General features: G+C 39.8%; 17 protein-coding genes. 16 read left to right on the forward strand and 1 reads right to left on the reverse strand.

The window, feature by feature from the left end; translation table 11 throughout:
* Positions 1-173 precede the first annotated feature (173 nt).
* From BN1068_RS01745 to spoVM, 6 genes are read left to right on the forward strand one after another with little or no spacing between them, the layout of a single operon-like run.
* Entirely contained in the window at positions 174-935 is a 762-nt protein-coding gene (locus BN1068_RS01745) for a Stp1/IreP family PP2C-type Ser/Thr phosphatase (protein WP_077601123.1), read from the forward strand.
* Complete coding sequence (pknB, locus tag BN1068_RS01750) at positions 932-3,082, forward strand: Stk1 family PASTA domain-containing Ser/Thr kinase (RefSeq protein ID WP_077601124.1); 2,151 nt, start codon at positions 932-934, stop codon at positions 3,080-3,082. The genes BN1068_RS01745 and pknB overlap by 4 nt, the downstream gene beginning before the upstream one ends.
* Positions 3,083-3,964, forward strand: a complete 882-nt coding sequence (gene rsgA, locus BN1068_RS01755) for a ribosome small subunit-dependent GTPase A (protein WP_077601125.1) — start codon at positions 3,083-3,085, stop codon at positions 3,962-3,964. It begins immediately after the preceding gene.
* Between the two features lie 2 nt (positions 3,965-3,966).
* The gene (rpe, locus tag BN1068_RS01760) at positions 3,967-4,620 is read left to right on the forward strand and encodes a ribulose-phosphate 3-epimerase (RefSeq protein ID WP_077601504.1); all 654 of its coding nucleotides are present in this window, start codon (positions 3,967-3,969) and stop codon (positions 4,618-4,620) included.
* Complete coding sequence (locus tag BN1068_RS01765; protein ID WP_077601126.1) at positions 4,620-5,267, forward strand: thiamine diphosphokinase; 648 nt, start codon at positions 4,620-4,622, stop codon at positions 5,265-5,267. The genes rpe and BN1068_RS01765 overlap by 1 nt, the downstream gene beginning before the upstream one ends.
* A gap of 42 nt (positions 5,268-5,309) precedes the next feature.
* On the forward strand, positions 5,310-5,393 hold the full coding sequence (gene spoVM / locus BN1068_RS01770) for a stage V sporulation protein SpoVM (RefSeq protein ID WP_042535106.1): 84 nt from the start codon (positions 5,310-5,312) through the stop codon (positions 5,391-5,393).
* 304 nt (positions 5,394-5,697) lie between these two features.
* Here spoVM and rpmB read toward each other — a convergent pair whose 3' ends face one another.
* Positions 5,698-5,886 (reverse strand): 50S ribosomal protein L28, encoded by a 189-nt coding sequence (gene rpmB, locus BN1068_RS01775; RefSeq protein WP_010649390.1) that lies wholly within the window; start codon positions 5,884-5,886, stop codon positions 5,698-5,700.
* A 1,297-nt stretch (positions 5,887-7,183) separates the two neighbouring features.
* Here rpmB and BN1068_RS01780 point away from each other — a divergent pair.
* The 10 genes from BN1068_RS01780 to acpP all read left to right on the forward strand — a co-directional run bounded on the left by BN1068_RS01780 (position 7,184) and on the right by acpP (position 16,979).
* Entirely contained in the window at positions 7,184-7,546 is a 363-nt protein-coding gene (locus BN1068_RS01780) for an Asp23/Gls24 family envelope stress response protein (RefSeq protein ID WP_077601127.1), read from the forward strand.
* Between the two features lie 19 nt (positions 7,547-7,565).
* Positions 7,566-9,224 carry a DAK2 domain-containing protein gene (locus BN1068_RS01785; RefSeq protein ID WP_077601128.1) on the forward strand — a complete coding sequence of 553 codons (1,659 nt, stop codon included), beginning with the start codon at positions 7,566-7,568 and terminating at the stop codon, positions 9,222-9,224.
* A gap of 265 nt (positions 9,225-9,489) precedes the next feature.
* Entirely contained in the window at positions 9,490-10,152 is a 663-nt protein-coding gene (sdaAB, locus tag BN1068_RS01790; protein WP_077601129.1) for an L-serine ammonia-lyase, iron-sulfur-dependent subunit beta, read from the forward strand.
* A 21-nt stretch (positions 10,153-10,173) separates the two neighbouring features.
* On the forward strand, positions 10,174-11,049 hold the full coding sequence (sdaAA, locus tag BN1068_RS01795; RefSeq protein WP_077601130.1) for an L-serine ammonia-lyase, iron-sulfur-dependent, subunit alpha: 876 nt from the start codon (positions 10,174-10,176) through the stop codon (positions 11,047-11,049).
* A 45-nt stretch (positions 11,050-11,094) separates the two neighbouring features.
* Positions 11,095-13,122, forward strand: coding sequence for an ATP-dependent DNA helicase RecG (gene recG / locus BN1068_RS01800; protein WP_139344692.1), 2,028 nt, complete (start codon positions 11,095-11,097; stop codon positions 13,120-13,122).
* 300 nt (positions 13,123-13,422) lie between these two features.
* Positions 13,423-13,995 carry a transcription factor FapR gene (gene fapR / locus BN1068_RS01805; protein WP_077601505.1) on the forward strand — a complete coding sequence of 191 codons (573 nt, stop codon included), beginning with the start codon at positions 13,423-13,425 and terminating at the stop codon, positions 13,993-13,995.
* Between the two features lie 4 nt (positions 13,996-13,999).
* On the forward strand, positions 14,000-15,001 hold the full coding sequence (gene plsX, locus BN1068_RS01810) for a phosphate acyltransferase PlsX (protein ID WP_077601132.1): 1,002 nt from the start codon (positions 14,000-14,002) through the stop codon (positions 14,999-15,001).
* Entirely contained in the window at positions 15,002-15,940 is a 939-nt protein-coding gene (gene fabD, locus BN1068_RS01815; RefSeq protein WP_077601133.1) for an ACP S-malonyltransferase, read from the forward strand.
* Positions 15,940-16,680 (forward strand): 3-oxoacyl-[acyl-carrier-protein] reductase, encoded by a 741-nt coding sequence (gene fabG, locus BN1068_RS01820; RefSeq protein WP_077601134.1) that lies wholly within the window; start codon positions 15,940-15,942, stop codon positions 16,678-16,680. Before fabD ends, fabG begins: the two co-directional genes overlap by 1 nt.
* Before the next feature lie 65 nt (positions 16,681-16,745).
* Entirely contained in the window at positions 16,746-16,979 is a 234-nt protein-coding gene (gene acpP, locus BN1068_RS01825) for an acyl carrier protein (RefSeq protein ID WP_077601135.1), read from the forward strand.
* The last annotated feature ends 383 nt before the right edge of the window (positions 16,980-17,362 follow it).

The following is a 17,362-nucleotide window of genomic DNA, read 5'->3' on the forward strand; positions in this document are numbered from 1 at the left end:
TGTACACTGCATAGTTTTATTATGCGGAAGATTGTGCAATAATTAAGGATAGAAGTATTTATTCAAAAAATAAGAAATTCGTAATAATGTTTTTGTTGAACAGTACTTAACGACAAAGTAATAATAAATGTTTGAAAAGGATATATTTGGATTTGTAAAGGGGGGAGCAGCTCTTGAAAGGGCTTTTCTTGACACATTGCGGACAAGTTCGCAACCATAATGAAGATGCAGGCGGTATTTTTGAAAATAAAACCAGCCAGCCCATTGCGATTATTGCTGATGGCATGGGCGGCCATAAAGCCGGTGATGTAGCAAGCATGCTGGCTGTTGAAAATATGAAAAAAAGATGGGAAGAAACAGAGGTAGTTCAAAGTCCAAACGATATTGAACAATGGCTTCAAAGTATAATTAGAGAAACGAATGAGCAAATCTTCCGGAAGTCGCAGGAAAACAAACAGCTGGAAGGAATGGGGACAACACTTGTTGCTGCTGTTATATCAGGTAATTCGCTTACCATTGCCCATATTGGGGACAGCCGTTTGTATATTGCGAGAGGAGAGCATGTTGAGCAGCTGACAGAAGATCATTCCTTTGTAAATGAGCTTGTAAAAAGAGGAGAAATAACCGAGGGGGACGCGGAAGTTCACCCCTATAAAAATTATATTATCCGTGCGCTGGGAACAGAGGCACGTGTGGATACAGATATAAAAACACTGACCTGGGACGCAGGGGACAGATTATTACTATGCTCGGATGGTTTATCCGATAAGCTCAGCCAGACGGAATTAGCACAGTTTATTACAGCAGATAAAGGGATGAATGAGATAGGTCAGGAACTTATTGATTTAGCGAACGAGCGCGGTGGAGAAGATAATATCTCGCTTATATTAATAGCACATGACGGTTCAGACTCGGAGGCAGGTGAACCTGCATGAACAAGGGACACTTATTAAATGACCGTTATAAAATCGAAAGAAAAATCGGCGGCGGAGGCATGGCGAATGTCTTCCTTGCCAGAGATACTATTCTTGACCGTGATGTAGCAGTTAAAGCATTGCGGACGGATTATATTCATGATCAGGAGTTTATTGCCCGTTTTGACCGGGAGGCACAATCTGCAAGCTCCCTTTCCCACCCGAATATTGTAAATATCTATGATGTTGGCGAGGAAGATCAAACGCTGTATATGGTCATGGAATATGTGGAAGGAATGACTTTAAAGGAATATATCCAACAATTTGGACCAGTAGAGGTTCCGCTTGCGCTGGATATTATGAAGCAGATTTCTTCTGCGATTGCACAAGCACATGAAAATGGTATTATTCATCGTGATATTAAGCCTCAGAATATCTTAATTGATCGTTTTGGTCAGGCGAAGGTAACGGACTTCGGAATTGCTATGGCTCTTAGTGCCACAGCATTAACACAAACAAATTCTATTTTGGGCTCTGTTCATTATTTGTCGCCAGAGCAGGCGCGGGGCGGCATGGCAACAAAAAAATCCGATATTTATTCATTGGGAATTGTACTATTTGAATTGTTAACAGGGAAGCTTCCTTTTTCCGGACAGTCCCCTGTATCCATTGCTTTAAAGCATTTACAAAGCGATACACCGTCTGTTAAAGAGATTAATCCGGATATTCCGCAAAGTGTAGAGAATATTGTGTTACAGGCAACAGCAAAAAATCCATTTTACCGCTATGCGGATGTCTATCAATTTGAAGCGGCCCTGGAGACAGCACTTTCTCCTGAAAAATTAAATGAAGAGCCGTTTAAGGTTCCGGATGAAGCGGGTGATGAGACAAAAGCAATCCCGATTATTACGGATGATGACTTGACCTCAGATGATGAAGCGGGCCAGACTATTGTCCATCAGGCAGATACGGAGCCAACAAAAAGCTATCCTGATGAAAGCAATGGAAAGAAAAACAATAAGAAAAAGAAGGATAAAAAGAAGCCATCCAGTAAAAAGAAAAAAATAATCTGGATTTCAATTCTATTATTATTGCTTATTGGTATCGGCACTGCAGCCGTTGTGTATGCTATGCAGCCGAAAGATGTTACGATAGATGATTTTACCAATCAGCCGGCTGATGAAGCAAAAGAGGCGCTGGAAAGCAAGAAACTGACTGTGGAAACAGAAGAGGTCAATTCGGATGAGATTGAATCAGGATATGTTGAAAGAACAGACCCTGTTGCCGGAAGAACGGTCAAGGAAGGATCGACCATAACCCTGTTTGTCAGCCAGGGGCCTGAACAAGTGGAATTTGATGATTACGTTGGAGAAGATTTTGAAGAAGTCAAAGAAGAGTTGGATCAAAAAGGATTTAATGTGGATGAGATTACACCGTTTGAAAGATATTCTGATCAACCGGTGGGTGAAATTATTTCTCAAGTTCAGCCCGATCCGGGGACATCTGTAGTGCCTGCTGATACAAAAGTGATTTTTGAAGTCAGTGCCGGACCGGAAATGGTGAGCCTGAATAATTTGACAGGAATGAATGAAGAGGAAGTAAAGGCTTATTTAGATCGTAATGAACTAAGCATAAATCAGCATGAGGAGCATTCCGATAGTGTCGAGGAGGGACTGGTCAGCAGTCAATCTCCTGAATCCGGAACGGAGGTAGAAAAAGGATCGACAGTAGATGTTTATTTCTCTCTTGGACCGGAAGAGGAACCACCGCGGTCGCATTCTGTTTCTTTCACGGTTATGTACACGCTGGATGAAGAAAACTCTGAATCTGGAGAAGAATCATCTGGGGATGAAAATAATGAAGAAGATCAAAATGAGGAAACAAACGAAGAAAATGCCGATGAAGGTAACGAAAACAATGAAAATACAGACGAAGGAAATGAAGAAAATACTGAAAACCAGGAGTCTGGAGAACAAATAGTCCGAATTTATATCGGTGATGCCAATAACGACATCTCAGATGTATATGAAGAACAAGCCATCACAGGAGATACGGAGGTACGTTTTACACTGACCATTGCTCAGGGAACTGATGCAGAGTATCGAATTACCAGAGATGATGAGACAGTTGCTGAGAGGACTGTATCCTATGAGGGAGAGGAAGAGTAGATGGCAGTAGGCAGAATTATTAAAGCATTAAGCGGCTTCTACTACGTACAGTCAAATGAAGGAATTTATGCCTGCAAGGGGAGGGGTCTTTTTCGAAATAAAAAAATCTCCCCGTTAGTCGGTGATTATGTAGAATTTGAAATCCGTAACGAAGATGAAGGCTATATTATGAAAATAAAAGACAGGTCGAATGAACTGATTCGGCCTCCTATTGCTAATATTGATCAGGTATGTATTGTTAATGCAGCCACTTCACCGGATTTTAATGCGTTATTACTTGACCGATTTCTTGTCCTTGTAGAATCCAAGCATATTCAGCCTTTAATTTTTATTACAAAAATGGATTTAGCGACACCTCAGGAAGCAGCCAGAATTGAGGAATATCAAACAGCCTATCAGCATATTGGCTATGAAGTGAAACTATTATCTTCGAAAGAGCCGGAATGGATCTCTGAAGTAATACCTTATTTCAAAGATAAGGTTTCCGTATTTGCCGGCCAGTCCGGAGTAGGTAAGTCAACCCTGTTAAATACACTTGATCCTAATTTGTTTATAGAAACAGCGGAGATATCTAAAAGTCTCGGGAGGGGAAAGCATACAACAAGACACGTTGAGCTTTTGGCAATTGGCGAAGGCCTGGTAGCTGATACACCAGGGTTTAGCGCATTAGAGTTTTCTGATTTAGAGGCCGAGGATTTAGGTGTTTGTTTTCCGGAAATAAGGCTCCATATGTCAGATTGCAAGTTCAGAGGCTGTCTGCATGATAAAGAACCTAAATGTGCCGTAAAAACAGCTGTTGATGATGGTACTATAGCTGAATTCCGGTATAATCATTATTTACGATTTTTGGAAGAAATTAAAACAAGAAAGCCGAGGTATTAATGATGACAAAAATAGCACCCTCTATTTTATCAGCAGATTTTGCAAAGCTTGGAGAAGAGATTAAAGAGGTGGAGCAAGCCGGAGCTGATTACATCCATGTTGATGTGATGGATGGACATTTTGTTCCTAATATTACAATCGGTCCTTTAATAGCAGATGCTATTAAGCCAATTACCAATGTGCCGTTGGATGTCCATTTAATGATAGAAAACCCGGATGCGTATATACCGCAATTTGCTAAAAGTGCGTCTATTATTACCGTTCATCAGGAAGCATGTGTGCATCTGCACAGGACATTACAATTGATTCGTTCTCATGGCGTAAAACCGGGAGTAGTAATTAATCCGGGAACACCGGCAGAAATGATTAAACCCGTTTTAACAGAAGTGGATCTTGTATTATTAATGACAGTAAATCCTGGGTTTGGAGGACAATCCTTTATTAAAGAGGTAGTTCCTAAAATTGTACAAATTGCAGCATGGCGTGAAGAAATGGGCTTACATTTCGAAATCGAAATTGACGGAGGAGTTAATGAGGTAACAGCTCCGATCTGTACTGAAAATGGTGCAGATGTATTAGTCGCTGGAAGTGCTGTTTTTAACCAGAGTAATCGAAAAGAAGCTATTGACCTGATTCGCAAGAGTGCAGAGAAATAATGAAACGTGTTGGTATTGTGGGAAATGGTCCTAAAGAGCAATTACCCAATCTTTTAGACTATCAGGAGGAGATGGACTTTTGGATTGGTGCTGATCGGGGAGCGCTTTATTTAGCAGAACAAGGAATAACGATTGATGTCGCACTGGGAGATTTTGATTCTGTCTCTGAAAATGAGTATGCTATAATCGAAAAGCATGCTAAGTTATTTGATAAACACCCAGTGATGAAGAACCAGACAGATTTAGAGATTGCTATTGATATGGGGTTAGAAAAAGAAGCGGATCATTTTTTTCTTTTTGGTGTAACTGGAGGCAGACTAGACCATACATTGATGAATATCCAATTGCTATATCCATTATTACAGCAGGGAAAACGTGCTGTTATTATTGATAAAGGGAATTATATGGAAATATTTGAACCAGGTACATATTCCGTTGAACTGGATGGATATTTCTATATTTCTTTTTTAGCATTTACTCCTGAGATTGCCGGATTAACATTGACAGGTTTTTTATATCCGTTAGAGAATCAAACGATACATTGGGGATCTTCTTTATGTATATCTAACGAGCTTAGTCAAAAAAAAGGTACTTTTTCTTTCTGTAAAGGCATACTAATACTAGTAAAGAGTTTTGATGCAGTTTAACTAGAAGCAAACAGGATGGTTAAACAGGGAGGGCCTTTATAAATGAAATTCTATACGATTAAGCTTCCTAAGTTTGTAGGCGGGTTTGTTAAAGTCATCATTGGTGTATTCAAAAAAGAAAAGTAATAGTAAACGAGCTTTTGTCACAGATGGCAAAAGCTCGTTTTTTAGGATACTTGAACCATTTATAAATGTAATAAGAACGAGTTATAAGCTAGTACTTGCCTGTATTATTTTCTGTCAATACGCGGTTTGATTCATTCGTGTGAATCTGGCTCATCATACTGCGTAAATGGATTAAGGGCACATATCAGGTCAAAGAGAAATTCTTTAGTTTAAACTTATATAAATTGAGATAAACCTTTCTATACAGCAAAAAAACACCATGTAATTATGGTGTTTTTAGGGCATATGCACATATTTTCGTATATTATACACGTTCTACTTTGCCTGATTTTAATGCACGAGCAGATACATATACTTTCTTCGGTTTTCCATCTACCATGATACGTACTTTTTGTACATTTGCTTTCCAATTACGCTTGTTGGAATTCATAGCGTGAGAACGTTGGTTACCACTACGTGTTTGGCGTCCAGTTACAACACATTTTCTAGCCATGTTATTCCCTCCTTACATTCCAAAATCAGTATACCACTAACTTAATTTATCATAACTCACCCGATATTGCAATTGAATCTTTTTATTATCACGAGAGAAGCTAAAACAAATAGATTTCAAATCATTATATTTTACTCTTTTGAAATGCTGTTTTGTTAAATAAGTAACTCAACTTTCGTATCTGAGAATAGACATCTATACCTTACCTTACAAGGATAAGCATGTTCTTCATTATCCTGCTTGCATTTTGTCACCTTTTTATTGAAATGGAGATTGTGTATAGATCCGCTCCGACCAACCACTACGCTTTCCGACGTACAGGACGTACTAGTGCAGACGTTGCAACAACTCTTTTCGATGGGGTGAGTAATCGCAACCCCAGGACGTTGCGATCTTAGTCTGCCATGGGGACGGCTTCAGCTAACTTGAAAAGAAAACCGCTTTTCAAGTGGATCTTCAGCTCGCCCTGTTCCCATAGGAGTCTACGTGGTTGGTCTGCGCTTAGTTAGGCTTCTACAGCGCATGAAAGAAATCATATCCTGGATGGAGTTGGATGAAATAATTGCTTTTTGCTTGTTGAAAAGATTATTTTAGTGTTTTAAATGGTTGATTTGCAATTTAAATAATAATACGGCATGAATAGTAAATATCGGGAATAGCTTTCATGAATAGAAAGTAATCGTGACCGGACATTTTTATTTATGCCCCGAAAAATATGTTTTTAACTGGTCTAATTTCTATTGGCTCCGTTGTACTAAACAGTATAGAGCCCCCTTCCAGCGGAGGCGGACCGTTTTGCTTTCCTAGGGGCATGCTCTTCAGCTAACTTTTGCCAAGAAGACCACTTGGCAAAAGTGGATCTTCAGATGATGCTATTCCCTCAGGAGTCAAAACGGTCCGCCGCAGCGGTGGCCTTACACGTTACCTGCTTTCTAGATAAAGTTTATGCTTTGTCAAGAGATAGATGGAAGGACTGATCAACACCTGTCTCTATGGTAAGCAAGTTATTTTTTAAGGTGCGAAAGTTGAGTAAGTAATAAAGAAAAATTGCTTGACAGATGAATAAAAATAATCCATTGTAATAGTGGAGTTTTTCTTCATGAAGAAAAACTTATAGGGGATAGCGGAGGCGCAGGTTTTCCGATTCCCGCAGGCTTACTTTTAAAATCACAAAGCGTATAGTATAATCTTAAGCATAAATAGTTGAGAAATTGAAAATATCAGGACGTAAAGTCTGAAAAGATGATACTGTATATTATTTGATGAATCATAATTCGTAATAAAAGGAGCTGTAGTTATGTCAATAGAGTTACATACGAACGATGGACTCGTAACGATAACAACAGATGTTATTGCAACAATAGCTGGTGGAACAGCTGTTGAATGCTATGGAATTGTAGGAATGGCTTCTAAAAGTCAAATTAAAGATAATATTGCAGAGATACTGCGTAAAGAAAATTATTCCAAGGGAATTGTTGTTCGCCAGGAAGACGGAAAGCTACATATTGATTTGTACATTATTGTAAGCTATGGAACCAAAATTTCTGAGGTGGCGCATAATGTCCAATCGCAGGTGAAATATACGCTTAGTCAATCTCTTGGCTTAGAAATTGATTCGGTAAATATATTTATTCAAGGTGTCCGGGTAGAAAAGGAATAAAGCAGAAGGAGGAGAAGATGTGGTAGTCGATAAAATTAATGCAGCGTTATTATCGCAGATGGTGCTGACGGGAGCTTACCATCTTTCAAATAATGCACAAAAAATTGACGCTTTAAATGTATTCCCTGTTCCTGACGGGGATACTGGAACAAATATGAATTTGACAATTACTTCTGGAGCAAATGAAGTAAAAAAACTGGATACGGATAAAGTTTATGAAGTTACCAGTGCATTTGCAAAAGGATTACTGATGGGGGCCAGAGGAAATTCCGGAGTGATTTTATCACAGATTTTCCGCGGCTTTGCAAGAGCGTGTGAAGGTAAAGAAGAACTCTCTGTAAAAGATTTTGCTGCGGCTTTTGAAGGCGCTGTTAATACAGCTTATAAAGCAGTTATGAAGCCTGTGGAAGGTACGATTCTCACCGTAGCGAAAGACGCAGGAAACAAAGCATCGGAAATCGTGGATCATGATTTAGATATCATTGAATTTATGGAAGAAATATTAAAAGAAGCAAAAGCATCATTAAAGCGTACACCGGACTTATTGCCGATTTTGAAAGAAGTAGGAGTAGTTGATTCCGGTGGACAAGGCTTAGTGACCATCTATGAAGGATTTTTGGCTGCTTTAAAAGGAGAAGAACTCCCGGAAGAGTCTGATGCCGATAATAAAATGGAAGAAATGGTTAACGCAGAGCATCATAAAATAACACAGGACTTTATGAACACAGAGGACATTGTATATGGATATTGTACGGAGTTTATGGTGAAGTTAGAAGAGGAAAAATTAAAACAGCACCCATTTGATGAAACAGCTTTTCGTAATGAATTAAGCGAGTGGGGAGACTCTCTGCTGGTTGTTTCTGATGATGATATTGTAAAAGTCCATGTACATGCAGAATCACCGGGGACATGCTTAAATCTGGCTCAGCAGTATGGCAGCCTGATTAATTTGAAAATCGAAAATATGCGTGAACAGCATACAGCTATTGTTGGAGATAAAAATGAAAAGCCAAAAGAAAAATCTGCTTATGGTATTGTTACTGTAGCAATGGGAAATGGTCTGAAGGAGCTATTTGAGAATCTCGGAGTTGCCGTGGTAATTGAAGGCGGACAAACAATGAACCCGAGTACCAAGGACATCACTGATGCGATAGAAAAAGCAAATGCAGAAAAAATCATTATCCTTCCCAACAATAAAAATATCCAAATGGCAGCTGAGCAGGCAGCCGAACTGGCTGGTGACCATGTCAAAGTGGTACCGACAAAAACAATTCCTCAAGGTATTAGCGCTATGCTTGTTTTCCATCCGGAAGCATCTTTAGAGGAGAATAAATCTGCAATGGAAGAAGCAGGAAAACAAGTACGAAGCGGACAGGTCACCTATGCAGTAAGAGATACTCAAATTGATGGGATTGATATTGCTAAAGGACATTTCATGGGAATAGATGAGGGTAAGATTGTAACCACACATAAGGATAAGCAGCAAGCAGCCCGGGACCTTATTGACAAAATGATTTCTGATGACAGCGAGATAGTAACAATTCTTTCAGGAGAAGATGTGTCAGAAGAAGAGGTCGAAGCATTAGAATCCTATGTGGAAGAGAAATACGATGAACTGGAAGTAGAAGTCCATCGGGGCGAACAGCCCATCTATTCTTATATATTTTCTGTAGAATAAGGATAAAACTTCAGTGCTCAAAGGCTGGGTGAAAGGGTCCCGGCTAAAAGAATAATTTATAATTTTTTTAACTGATATAAAGCCCCGCCTGATACGTATAATCAGACGGGGCTTTATTATGCTTTGTATAATAACGTTCTGCATCAATATTATAAAGGGGTTCGAACGCATGATTGCCTTTTTTTGGATTAAATTGTGAATCAATCGCGGATTTTTGTTATAATAATATTAGTAGGTTTAAATAATTATAGGACGGTGTTATTTTATGAAATATAATTCCGTATTCGATATTATCGGTCCGGTTATGGTAGGACCTTCAAGTTCACATACGGCTGGAGCAGCACGTATTGGAAAAGCGGCCAGAAATCTTTTTGGCAGACAGCCCGCCTGGGCGAAAATACACCTTTATGAATCCTTTGCCAAAACATATCGTGGGCATGGAACAGATTTTGCACTTGTTGGTGGTCTTTTAGGTATGGAAACGGACGATCCGCAAATTAGTAAGGCATTGGAGCTGGCGAAAGATAAAGGGCTGGAGGTTGAATTTATTGAGGATAGCGCATCAGCAGATCATCCGAATACGGTACGCATGATTATTGGGGATGATAGCGAACAACAGGAGCTGATGGGAATATCTATTGGCGGCGGCAAAGTGGAGATTACAGAATTAAACGGCTTTGAGCTCAGATTATCGGGTAATCATCCAGCTATTCTGATTATGCATAATGATCGTTTCGGAGCGATTGCATCTGTAACAAAGATCTTAGCCAAACATGAATTGAATATTGGTCATATGGAAGTAAACCGCAAAGATGTTGGTAAAGAGGCACTGATGGTTATTGAAGTAGACCAGAATGTAGAAGATGCTATATTGCAGGAGCTTCAGGCTGCTGACCATATTACCTCTATTGCAAAGATTGTAAGTTAAAAAGGGGAAAGGGGTAAGATCATGTTTAGAACAGTGGCAGAATTAATAGAGAAAGCAGAAAAAGAAAATATTCCTATTTCAGAAGTGATGATACGTCAGGAAATGGATGTTAAAGAAAAGACAAGGGAAGAAGTTTTTTCAGAAATGGAAAAAAATCTTGTTGTGATGGAAAAAGCTATTGAGGATGCTTTAAAGGGTGTTCAATCAGTAACGGGACTTACCGGCGGCGACGCTGTGAAAGTACAGAAATATATGAAGGAGAAGACGCCTCTTTCTGGTAATTTAATGATGGACGCTGTCAGTAAAGCGATGGGGACAAATGAAGTAAATGCTGCTATGGGAATTATTTGTGCTACACCGACTGCGGGGAGCGCCGGTTGTGTGCCGGGCACATTATTTGCGGTAAAAGAGCAGTTAAACCCGACAAGAGAAGAGATGATCCGTTATTTGTTTACCTCCGGAGCATTCGGATTTGTAGTGGCAAATAATGCTTTTATTTCTGGTGCAGCAGGCGGCTGCCAAGCTGAGGTCGGCTCAGCAGGTGCGATGGCATCAGCAGCCATTGTAGAGATGGCTGGAGGCACTCCAAAACAGTCATCTCATGCTTTTGCAATTACATTAAAAAATATGCTTGGTTTAGTATGTGATCCGGTTGCAGGATTAGTGGAAGTACCATGTGTGAAAAGAAACGCAGCAGGATCGTCTCTTGCTATTGTATCTGCGGACTTAGCATTAGCAGGAGTAGAAAGCCGGATTCCATGTGATGAAGTAATTGGCGCCATGTACCGGATTGGAAAGCAAATGCCTTCTTCTCTGCGCGAAACTGGAGAAGGCGGCTTAGCTGATACGCCGACAGGACGGCTTCTGAAAGAAAAGATTTTTGGCGTATCTGTCTAACAGGTAGAATATAAGAAATAGCTCTTGCGGAAAAGGATGTTGGAAATGAATGAATCAATATTAGATGTTAAAGGTGTTGGTGAGAAGTTAGCAGAGCAGCTGGCTTTTATGCATATTTACGAGACTGACGATATGTTAGAATATTTCCCGTATCGATATGATATTTATGAAGAAAAACCTCTGCAAGAGCTGGTTCATGATGAGAAGGTTACGATAAAAGGGAAGGTCATCTACGATCCTTCTCTTACTTTTTTTGGGAAGAAAAAGTCAAGGCTGAGCTTCACTGTAGAAGTAGAAGGTGTTGCTGTTAAAGCAATTATGTTTAACCGGGCATTTGCAAAAAAACAGATTCAGCAAGGGCAGGATATTACTTTAACAGGAAAATGGGATGCCCGCCGGCTGCAAATTACAGTCAGTAAATATAAAATCGGGAAAATGGAAGAAAATGATTCGATTACTCCTGTCTATTCATTGAAAGGTGATCTGACTTCTTATAAATTCCAAAAGCTTTTAAAGCAGGTGCTCGACTCATATGAGGAAAATATAACTGAAATACTTCCTGGCTCTTATTTAGAAAAATATAAGCTTCCAAATCGGAAAGAAGCAATAAGAACGATGCATTTTCCAGAAAATAGAGTTGCTTTAAAGCATGCCAGGCGGAGATTTATTTATGAAGAGTTTTTACTGTTTCAATTGAAGATGCAATTAATCAGAAAAATAAATCGTGAATCGACAAAAGGAAATGCTCAAGCCTTTCAGATGGACAAGGTAGAGAATTTTATTGCTTCTTTGCCTTATACGCTGACAGAGGCACAGCAAAAAGCACTGATGGAGATTTTAAAGGATATGAAAAGTGCTTATCGAATGAACCGGCTTCTGCAAGGTGATGTTGGTTCGGGGAAAACAGCTGTTGCAGCAATTTGTTTATATGCGGCGGTTACTGCGGGCAAACAGGGAGCGTTAATGGTGCCTACTGAAATCTTAGCAGAGCAGCATTTTCAGTCTTTTCAATCGATGCTGGGAGAAAAAGTTAATATTGCATTGTTGACTGGATCTGTAAAGGGAAAAAAACGCAGAGAGCTGACGCAGCAAATTGAAAATAGGAGAATAGATATTGTCATTGGTACACATGCCCTTATTCAGGAAGATGTCTTATTTAGCGATTTAGGTTTAGCAATTGTTGATGAACAGCACCGCTTTGGTGTTGCACAGCGCAGAACTTTGCGTGATAAAGGGCTGGATCCTGATGTTTTATTTATGACAGCAACCCCGATACCTCGGACACTTGCTATTACAACATTTGGCGATATGGATGTGTCCATCATTAATCAGCTTCCTTCCGGGAGAAAAGAGATAGAAACACTGTGGGTAAAGGAAAATATGTTTGAGAGGATTCTTGATTTTATTCAGGAGCGTGTGAAGCAGGGGGAGCAGGCATATATTATCAGCCCGTTAATCGAGGAATCGGATAAATTAGATATTCAAAATGCTGTTGATTTGTATCATCAGCTGGCCGTTTATTATGATAATGAATTGGAAGTTGGCTTAATGCATGGACGTTTATCATCTGCAGAAAAAGATGAGGTTATGCGTGATTTTGCTGATAATAAAGTAAAAGTATTAGTCTCGACTACTGTTGTGGAAGTAGGGGTGAATGTTCCCAATGCTACGGTGATGGTTATCTATGATGCTGAGCGTTTCGGCTTATCGCAGCTCCATCAGCTTCGGGGAAGGGTCGGCAGAGGAGATAAGCAGAGTTATTGTATCCTGATTGCAGAGCCGAAAGGAGAAGTCGGCAAGGAGCGTATGCGAATCATGTCAGAAACGAGTGATGGATTTGAGCTGTCTGAACAAGATCTGCAGTTACGCGGACCAGGAGATTTCTTTGGCAGAAAACAAAGCGGTATGCCGGAATTTAAGGTAGCTGATATGATACACGATTACAGAGCGTTGGAAACGGCACGACAGGATGCGCAGCATATTGTTGAGAATAATTTATTACAAACCGAAGACTATCAGCAATTGAAAGAAATACTAGCAGATGAATCAGGTCTTTTGGAAAAATTAGATTAACTGACCGGTAAAACATCATAAACAGTGTATTGTTTTTGAGAGCACTGCAATGCAGCTTATTTTATGTTAAGCTGTGTTGCTTTAAGCATATATAATTCAATAGATTACTTGCATAAAAAAGATTGCTATTATATATTACTATTAGTACCAAGTCATAAAAAGAAACCTCTAATCATGGAGTGTTTGCACTTTCTCCACAGAAATGGGACGACGATTACTCTCCCCAATCAAAAATCGCTGTGGCGTGATCAATCGAATGGACATCTCTGAAAAATATTAAATGAAAGTTTGATGGTAGAAATGAGACGCTCAAAAGCAGAACGACAATCGTTATTAAGAGAAAAAATAGAAGTCTCTCCATTTGTAACGGATGAGCAGCTTGCCAAGGATTTTCAGGTGAGCATACAAACAATTCGACTGGACCGGATGGAGCTGTCTATACCTGAACTGCGTGAACGGATTAAACATGTTGCCACAAAACAGTGGAATGAGACTGTAAAAGCCTTGCCGGTTGAAGAAGTAATTGGAGATATTATTGATTTGGAATTGGATCAGCGTGCTATCTCAATGCTTGATATAACATCAGAGTTCGTTTTTTCCAGAAATAAGATTGCCAGAGGGCATCATCTGTTTGCCCAGGCTAATTCATTAGCAGTAGCTGTAATTAACGATGAGCTTGCTTTGACAGCCAAGTCTAACCTGCGTTTTAAAAGACAGGTTAAAGAAGGAGAACGAGTGGTTGCAAAAGCTGTTGTTAAAGGAAAAGATAACCGTGGACATACGATTGTAGAAGTGAATAGCTTCGTAAATAATGAACCTGTTTTCACAGGTGAATTTTTCATGTTTCATTCCAGTGAAAGTAAAGGAGAATAAATGAATGCGATTAGCAATTGATGCAATGGGTGGCGACCATGCACCAAAGGAAATTGTCCTGGGTGCTATGGAAGCTGTAAAAGAAAATAAGGACTTACAAATTACACTTTATGGTGATGAAAAGCAGATTAAACCAATTTTAACGGATAATCAGCAAATTAAAATAATACATACAGATGAAAAAATCACATCAGAGGATGAGCCTGTGAAAGCAGTGCGCCGCAAAAAGAATTCTTCTCTGGTTTTAATGGCAAAGGCAGTTAAAGATGGCGAAGCGGACGCTTGTATTTCTGCAGGTAATACAGGTGCATTAATGAGCGCCGGCTTATTTGTCGTGGGCCGTATTCCTGGAATTGACCGTCCAGCGTTAAGTCCTACTTTTCCAACAGTGGATGGACAAGGATTCTTAATGCTGGATGTTGGAGCAAATGTTGATGCAAAACCAGAGCATCTGCTTCAATATGCCATTATGGGTTCGATATACGCAGAGAGGGTAAGAAGCATCAAAAAACCTCGAGTCGGCTTATTAAATGTCGGTACGGAGAATGGAAAAGGAAATGATTTAACTAAAAAAACTTTCCAACTTTTGGAGAATGCTCCTATCCATTTTGTGGGAAACGTAGAAGCAAGGGATATATTAAATAGCGTTGCAGATGTTGTTGTTACAGATGGCTTTAGCGGAAATATAGCATTAAAGACAATAGAAGGTGTTGCTGAAACAATTTTTTCCCTTTTAAAAGATACTTTTATGTCTTCCACAAAATCTAAAATAGCTGCGGCTCTTGTCAAAAATGACTTGAAAGGATTAAAAGACCGATTAGATTACTCAGAGTATGGCGGAGCGGGGTTATTCGGACTTCGTGCACCAGTTATTAAAGCACACGGATCCTCGAACAGCCGTGCGGTAACAAATGCAGTAAAACAAGCCGTTTATATGGTGGAGAACAATGTTACAGCAACCATACAAGAAACGATTGAAACCATGAGTAAAGAGGAGGAGAAATAGATGAAACGTATTGCATTTATGTTCCCTGGCCAAGGGTCTCAAGCAGTGGGTATGGGGAGAGATTTATACGATGCTTATCCAGAGATACAGGAACTGTATAAGGAAGCAAATGAAGTCTTAGACATGGATTTACAGACATTGATGTTTGAAGGCCCTAAAGAAACATTAACAGAAACAGAGAACACACAGCCGGCATTATTATTATCAAGTGTTGCAGTGTCCCGGTTATTAAAGGAAAATGATATTCAGCCTTCTATGGTTGTCGGACATAGTTTAGGAGAATACAGCGCTCTCGTTGCAGCTAGTGCAATCAAATGGCAGGATGCTATCCAGCTTGTCAAAGTAAGAGGCCGTTTAATGGAACAGGCATTTCCTAAAGGACAGGGCACGATGGCGGCTGTTTTGGGTCTTGGTCAAGATAAGGTTCAGGAAGTATTGAATCAGGTGACGGATGAAATTGTAGATATGGCAAATTTAAATTGTCCGGGACAAATCGTTATTTCCGGTTCCGTACCAGGTATTGAACAAGCAACAGCATTGTTAAAAGAAGCAGGAGCAAAACGGGTGCTTCCGCTAAATGTAAGTGGTCCATTCCATTCCAGATTGATGAAGCAGGCGAACGAAGGTTTTGCAGCTTATTTAAGCGACACAGCTTTAGAAGATGCGAAGATACCTGTTTATGCAAATGTTTCTGCCGGAGCAGTCACGTCGAAAGAAACGATTAAAGAATTATTAGTACAGCAGCTATACTCCCCAGTTCGATTTGAAGAATCTGTTCAAAATATGTTAAATGAAAATGTGGATGCCTTTGTTGAAGTGGGCACAGGTAAAGTACTGTGTGGATTATTAAAGAAAATCGACCGGAAAACAAAAACGTTTGCCGTCCAGGATCAGGAATCACTTGAAGCGTTTATTCGCTGGTACAAGGAGGAAGAATAATGTTACAAGATCAAACAGCAGTAGTAACAGGAGCTTCCAGAGGAATTGGCAGAGCAATTGCTCTGGAGCTTGCTAAAAATGGAGCTAATGTTATTGTGAACTATTCCGGAAGCGAAGCAAAAGCCGAAGAGGTTGTCGGAGAAATCCAGGCCCTTGGGGTAAAAGCAGTTAAAATTCAGGCAAATGTTGCTGATGAAGAATCTGTAAAGCAGTTAATGAAGCAGGCAGTTAAAGAATTCGGTTCGATAGATATTCTTGTTAATAATGCCGGTATTACTAAAGATAACTTATTGATGCGGATGAAGGAAGACGAATTTGATCAGGTGATTCAAACAAATCTTAAAGGTACATTCTTGTGTACAAAAGCAGTCAGCCGTCAAATGATGAAACAAAAATCAGGGCGTATTATAAATGTAGCATCGATTGTCGGAGTGAGCGGAAATCCGGGACAGGCTAACTATGTTGCTGCAAAAGCCGGTGTAATAGGATTGACGAAAACAACAGCAAAAGAGCTTGCCTCCCGGAATATTTTGGTGAATGCTGTTGCTCCCGGTTTTATTTCTACAGATATGACGGACCAATTAAGTGAAGAGCAGCAGGAATCTTTATTACAATTGGTGCCATTGGCCCGTTTAGGGAAACCGGAAGATGTAGCAAGGGTTGTCCGCTTTTTAGCAAGTAAGGATGCAAATTATATTACTGGGCAAACCATTCATATTGACGGTGGAATGGTGATGTAATACAATTGCAGAACAAAAATAAAAACAAAAAATAATGGTACATTCTTGAAAGGAGGTGAACGGGAATGGCAGACGTATTTGAACAAGTAAAGTCAATTATTGCTGATCGTCTTGATGTAGACGAAGAAAAAGTAGTTTTAGAAGCTTCATTTAAAGATGACCTTGAAGCTGATTCATTAGACGTTGTTGAGCTTGTTATGGAATTAGAAGACGAGTTTGATATTGAAATCGCTGATGAAGATGCTGAAAAGATTAATACAGTAGGTGATGCTGTGGATTACATAAACAGCAAATCTTAATGAATAAATGGCTAAGGGGAAAGCTTCTTTGTAAGAGGCTTTCCTTGTATTGTTTATAGAGGAAGTTCAAAAAGTCCAATAAAAATGACACGGCGATAAGAGGATCTTCTACTAAGGGCGCCCACGTCGTGTGGACAACGTAGAAGCCACCGCATCCTGCGGAAGTACGTTGACGAGATTTTTCCAATGGGACTGCGATTACTCACCCCACCAAAAGCGTTACTCACGTATTATAAAGCATAGAGGATCTTCTGTTAAGATCGTCCACGTCGTGTGGACAACACAGAAGTCATCACATCCTGTGATAGCCCGTTCGTAAAAAATTCGTCGCCTTGAACTTCTTGGTCCTATTTATCGTACTTTTTGAACACTCATTTATCAGG

The sequence above is a fragment of the Oceanobacillus sojae genome, assembly GCF_900162665.1.
In the GTDB taxonomy this organism is placed as follows: domain Bacteria; phylum Bacillota; class Bacilli; order Bacillales; family Amphibacillaceae; genus Oceanobacillus; species Oceanobacillus sojae_A.

Bases quoted from the DNA above. Each gene is read 5' to 3' on its own strand.
- fapR (WP_077601505.1), top strand. From the start codon at position 13,423: ATGAGACGCTCAAAAGCAGAACGACAATCGTTATTAAGAGAAAAAATA.
- fabG (WP_077601134.1), top strand. From the start codon at position 15,940: ATGTTACAAGATCAAACAGCAGTAGTAACAGGAGCTTCCAGAGGAATT.
- spoVM (WP_042535106.1), top strand. From the start codon at position 5,310: ATGAAATTCTATACGATTAAGCTTCCTAAGTTTGTAGGCGGGTTTGTT.
- rpmB (WP_010649390.1), bottom strand. From the start codon at position 5,886: ATGGCTAGAAAATGTGTTGTAACTGGACGCCAAACACGTAGTGGTAAC.
- sdaAB (WP_077601129.1), top strand. From the start codon at position 9,490: ATGAAATATAATTCCGTATTCGATATTATCGGTCCGGTTATGGTAGGA.
- rsgA (WP_077601125.1), top strand. From the start codon at position 3,083: ATGGCAGTAGGCAGAATTATTAAAGCATTAAGCGGCTTCTACTACGTA.
- pknB (WP_077601124.1), top strand. From the start codon at position 932: ATGAACAAGGGACACTTATTAAATGACCGTTATAAAATCGAAAGAAAA.
- BN1068_RS01765 (WP_077601126.1), top strand. From the start codon at position 4,620: ATGAAACGTGTTGGTATTGTGGGAAATGGTCCTAAAGAGCAATTACCC.
- sdaAA (WP_077601130.1), top strand. From the start codon at position 10,174: ATGTTTAGAACAGTGGCAGAATTAATAGAGAAAGCAGAAAAAGAAAAT.
- recG (WP_139344692.1), top strand. From the start codon at position 11,095: ATGAATGAATCAATATTAGATGTTAAAGGTGTTGGTGAGAAGTTAGCA.
- fabD (WP_077601133.1), top strand. From the start codon at position 15,002: ATGAAACGTATTGCATTTATGTTCCCTGGCCAAGGGTCTCAAGCAGTG.
- BN1068_RS01780 (WP_077601127.1), top strand. From the start codon at position 7,184: ATGTCAATAGAGTTACATACGAACGATGGACTCGTAACGATAACAACA.
- acpP (WP_077601135.1), top strand. From the start codon at position 16,746: ATGGCAGACGTATTTGAACAAGTAAAGTCAATTATTGCTGATCGTCTT.
- plsX (WP_077601132.1), top strand. From the start codon at position 14,000: ATGCGATTAGCAATTGATGCAATGGGTGGCGACCATGCACCAAAGGAA.
- rpe (WP_077601504.1), top strand. From the start codon at position 3,967: ATGACAAAAATAGCACCCTCTATTTTATCAGCAGATTTTGCAAAGCTT.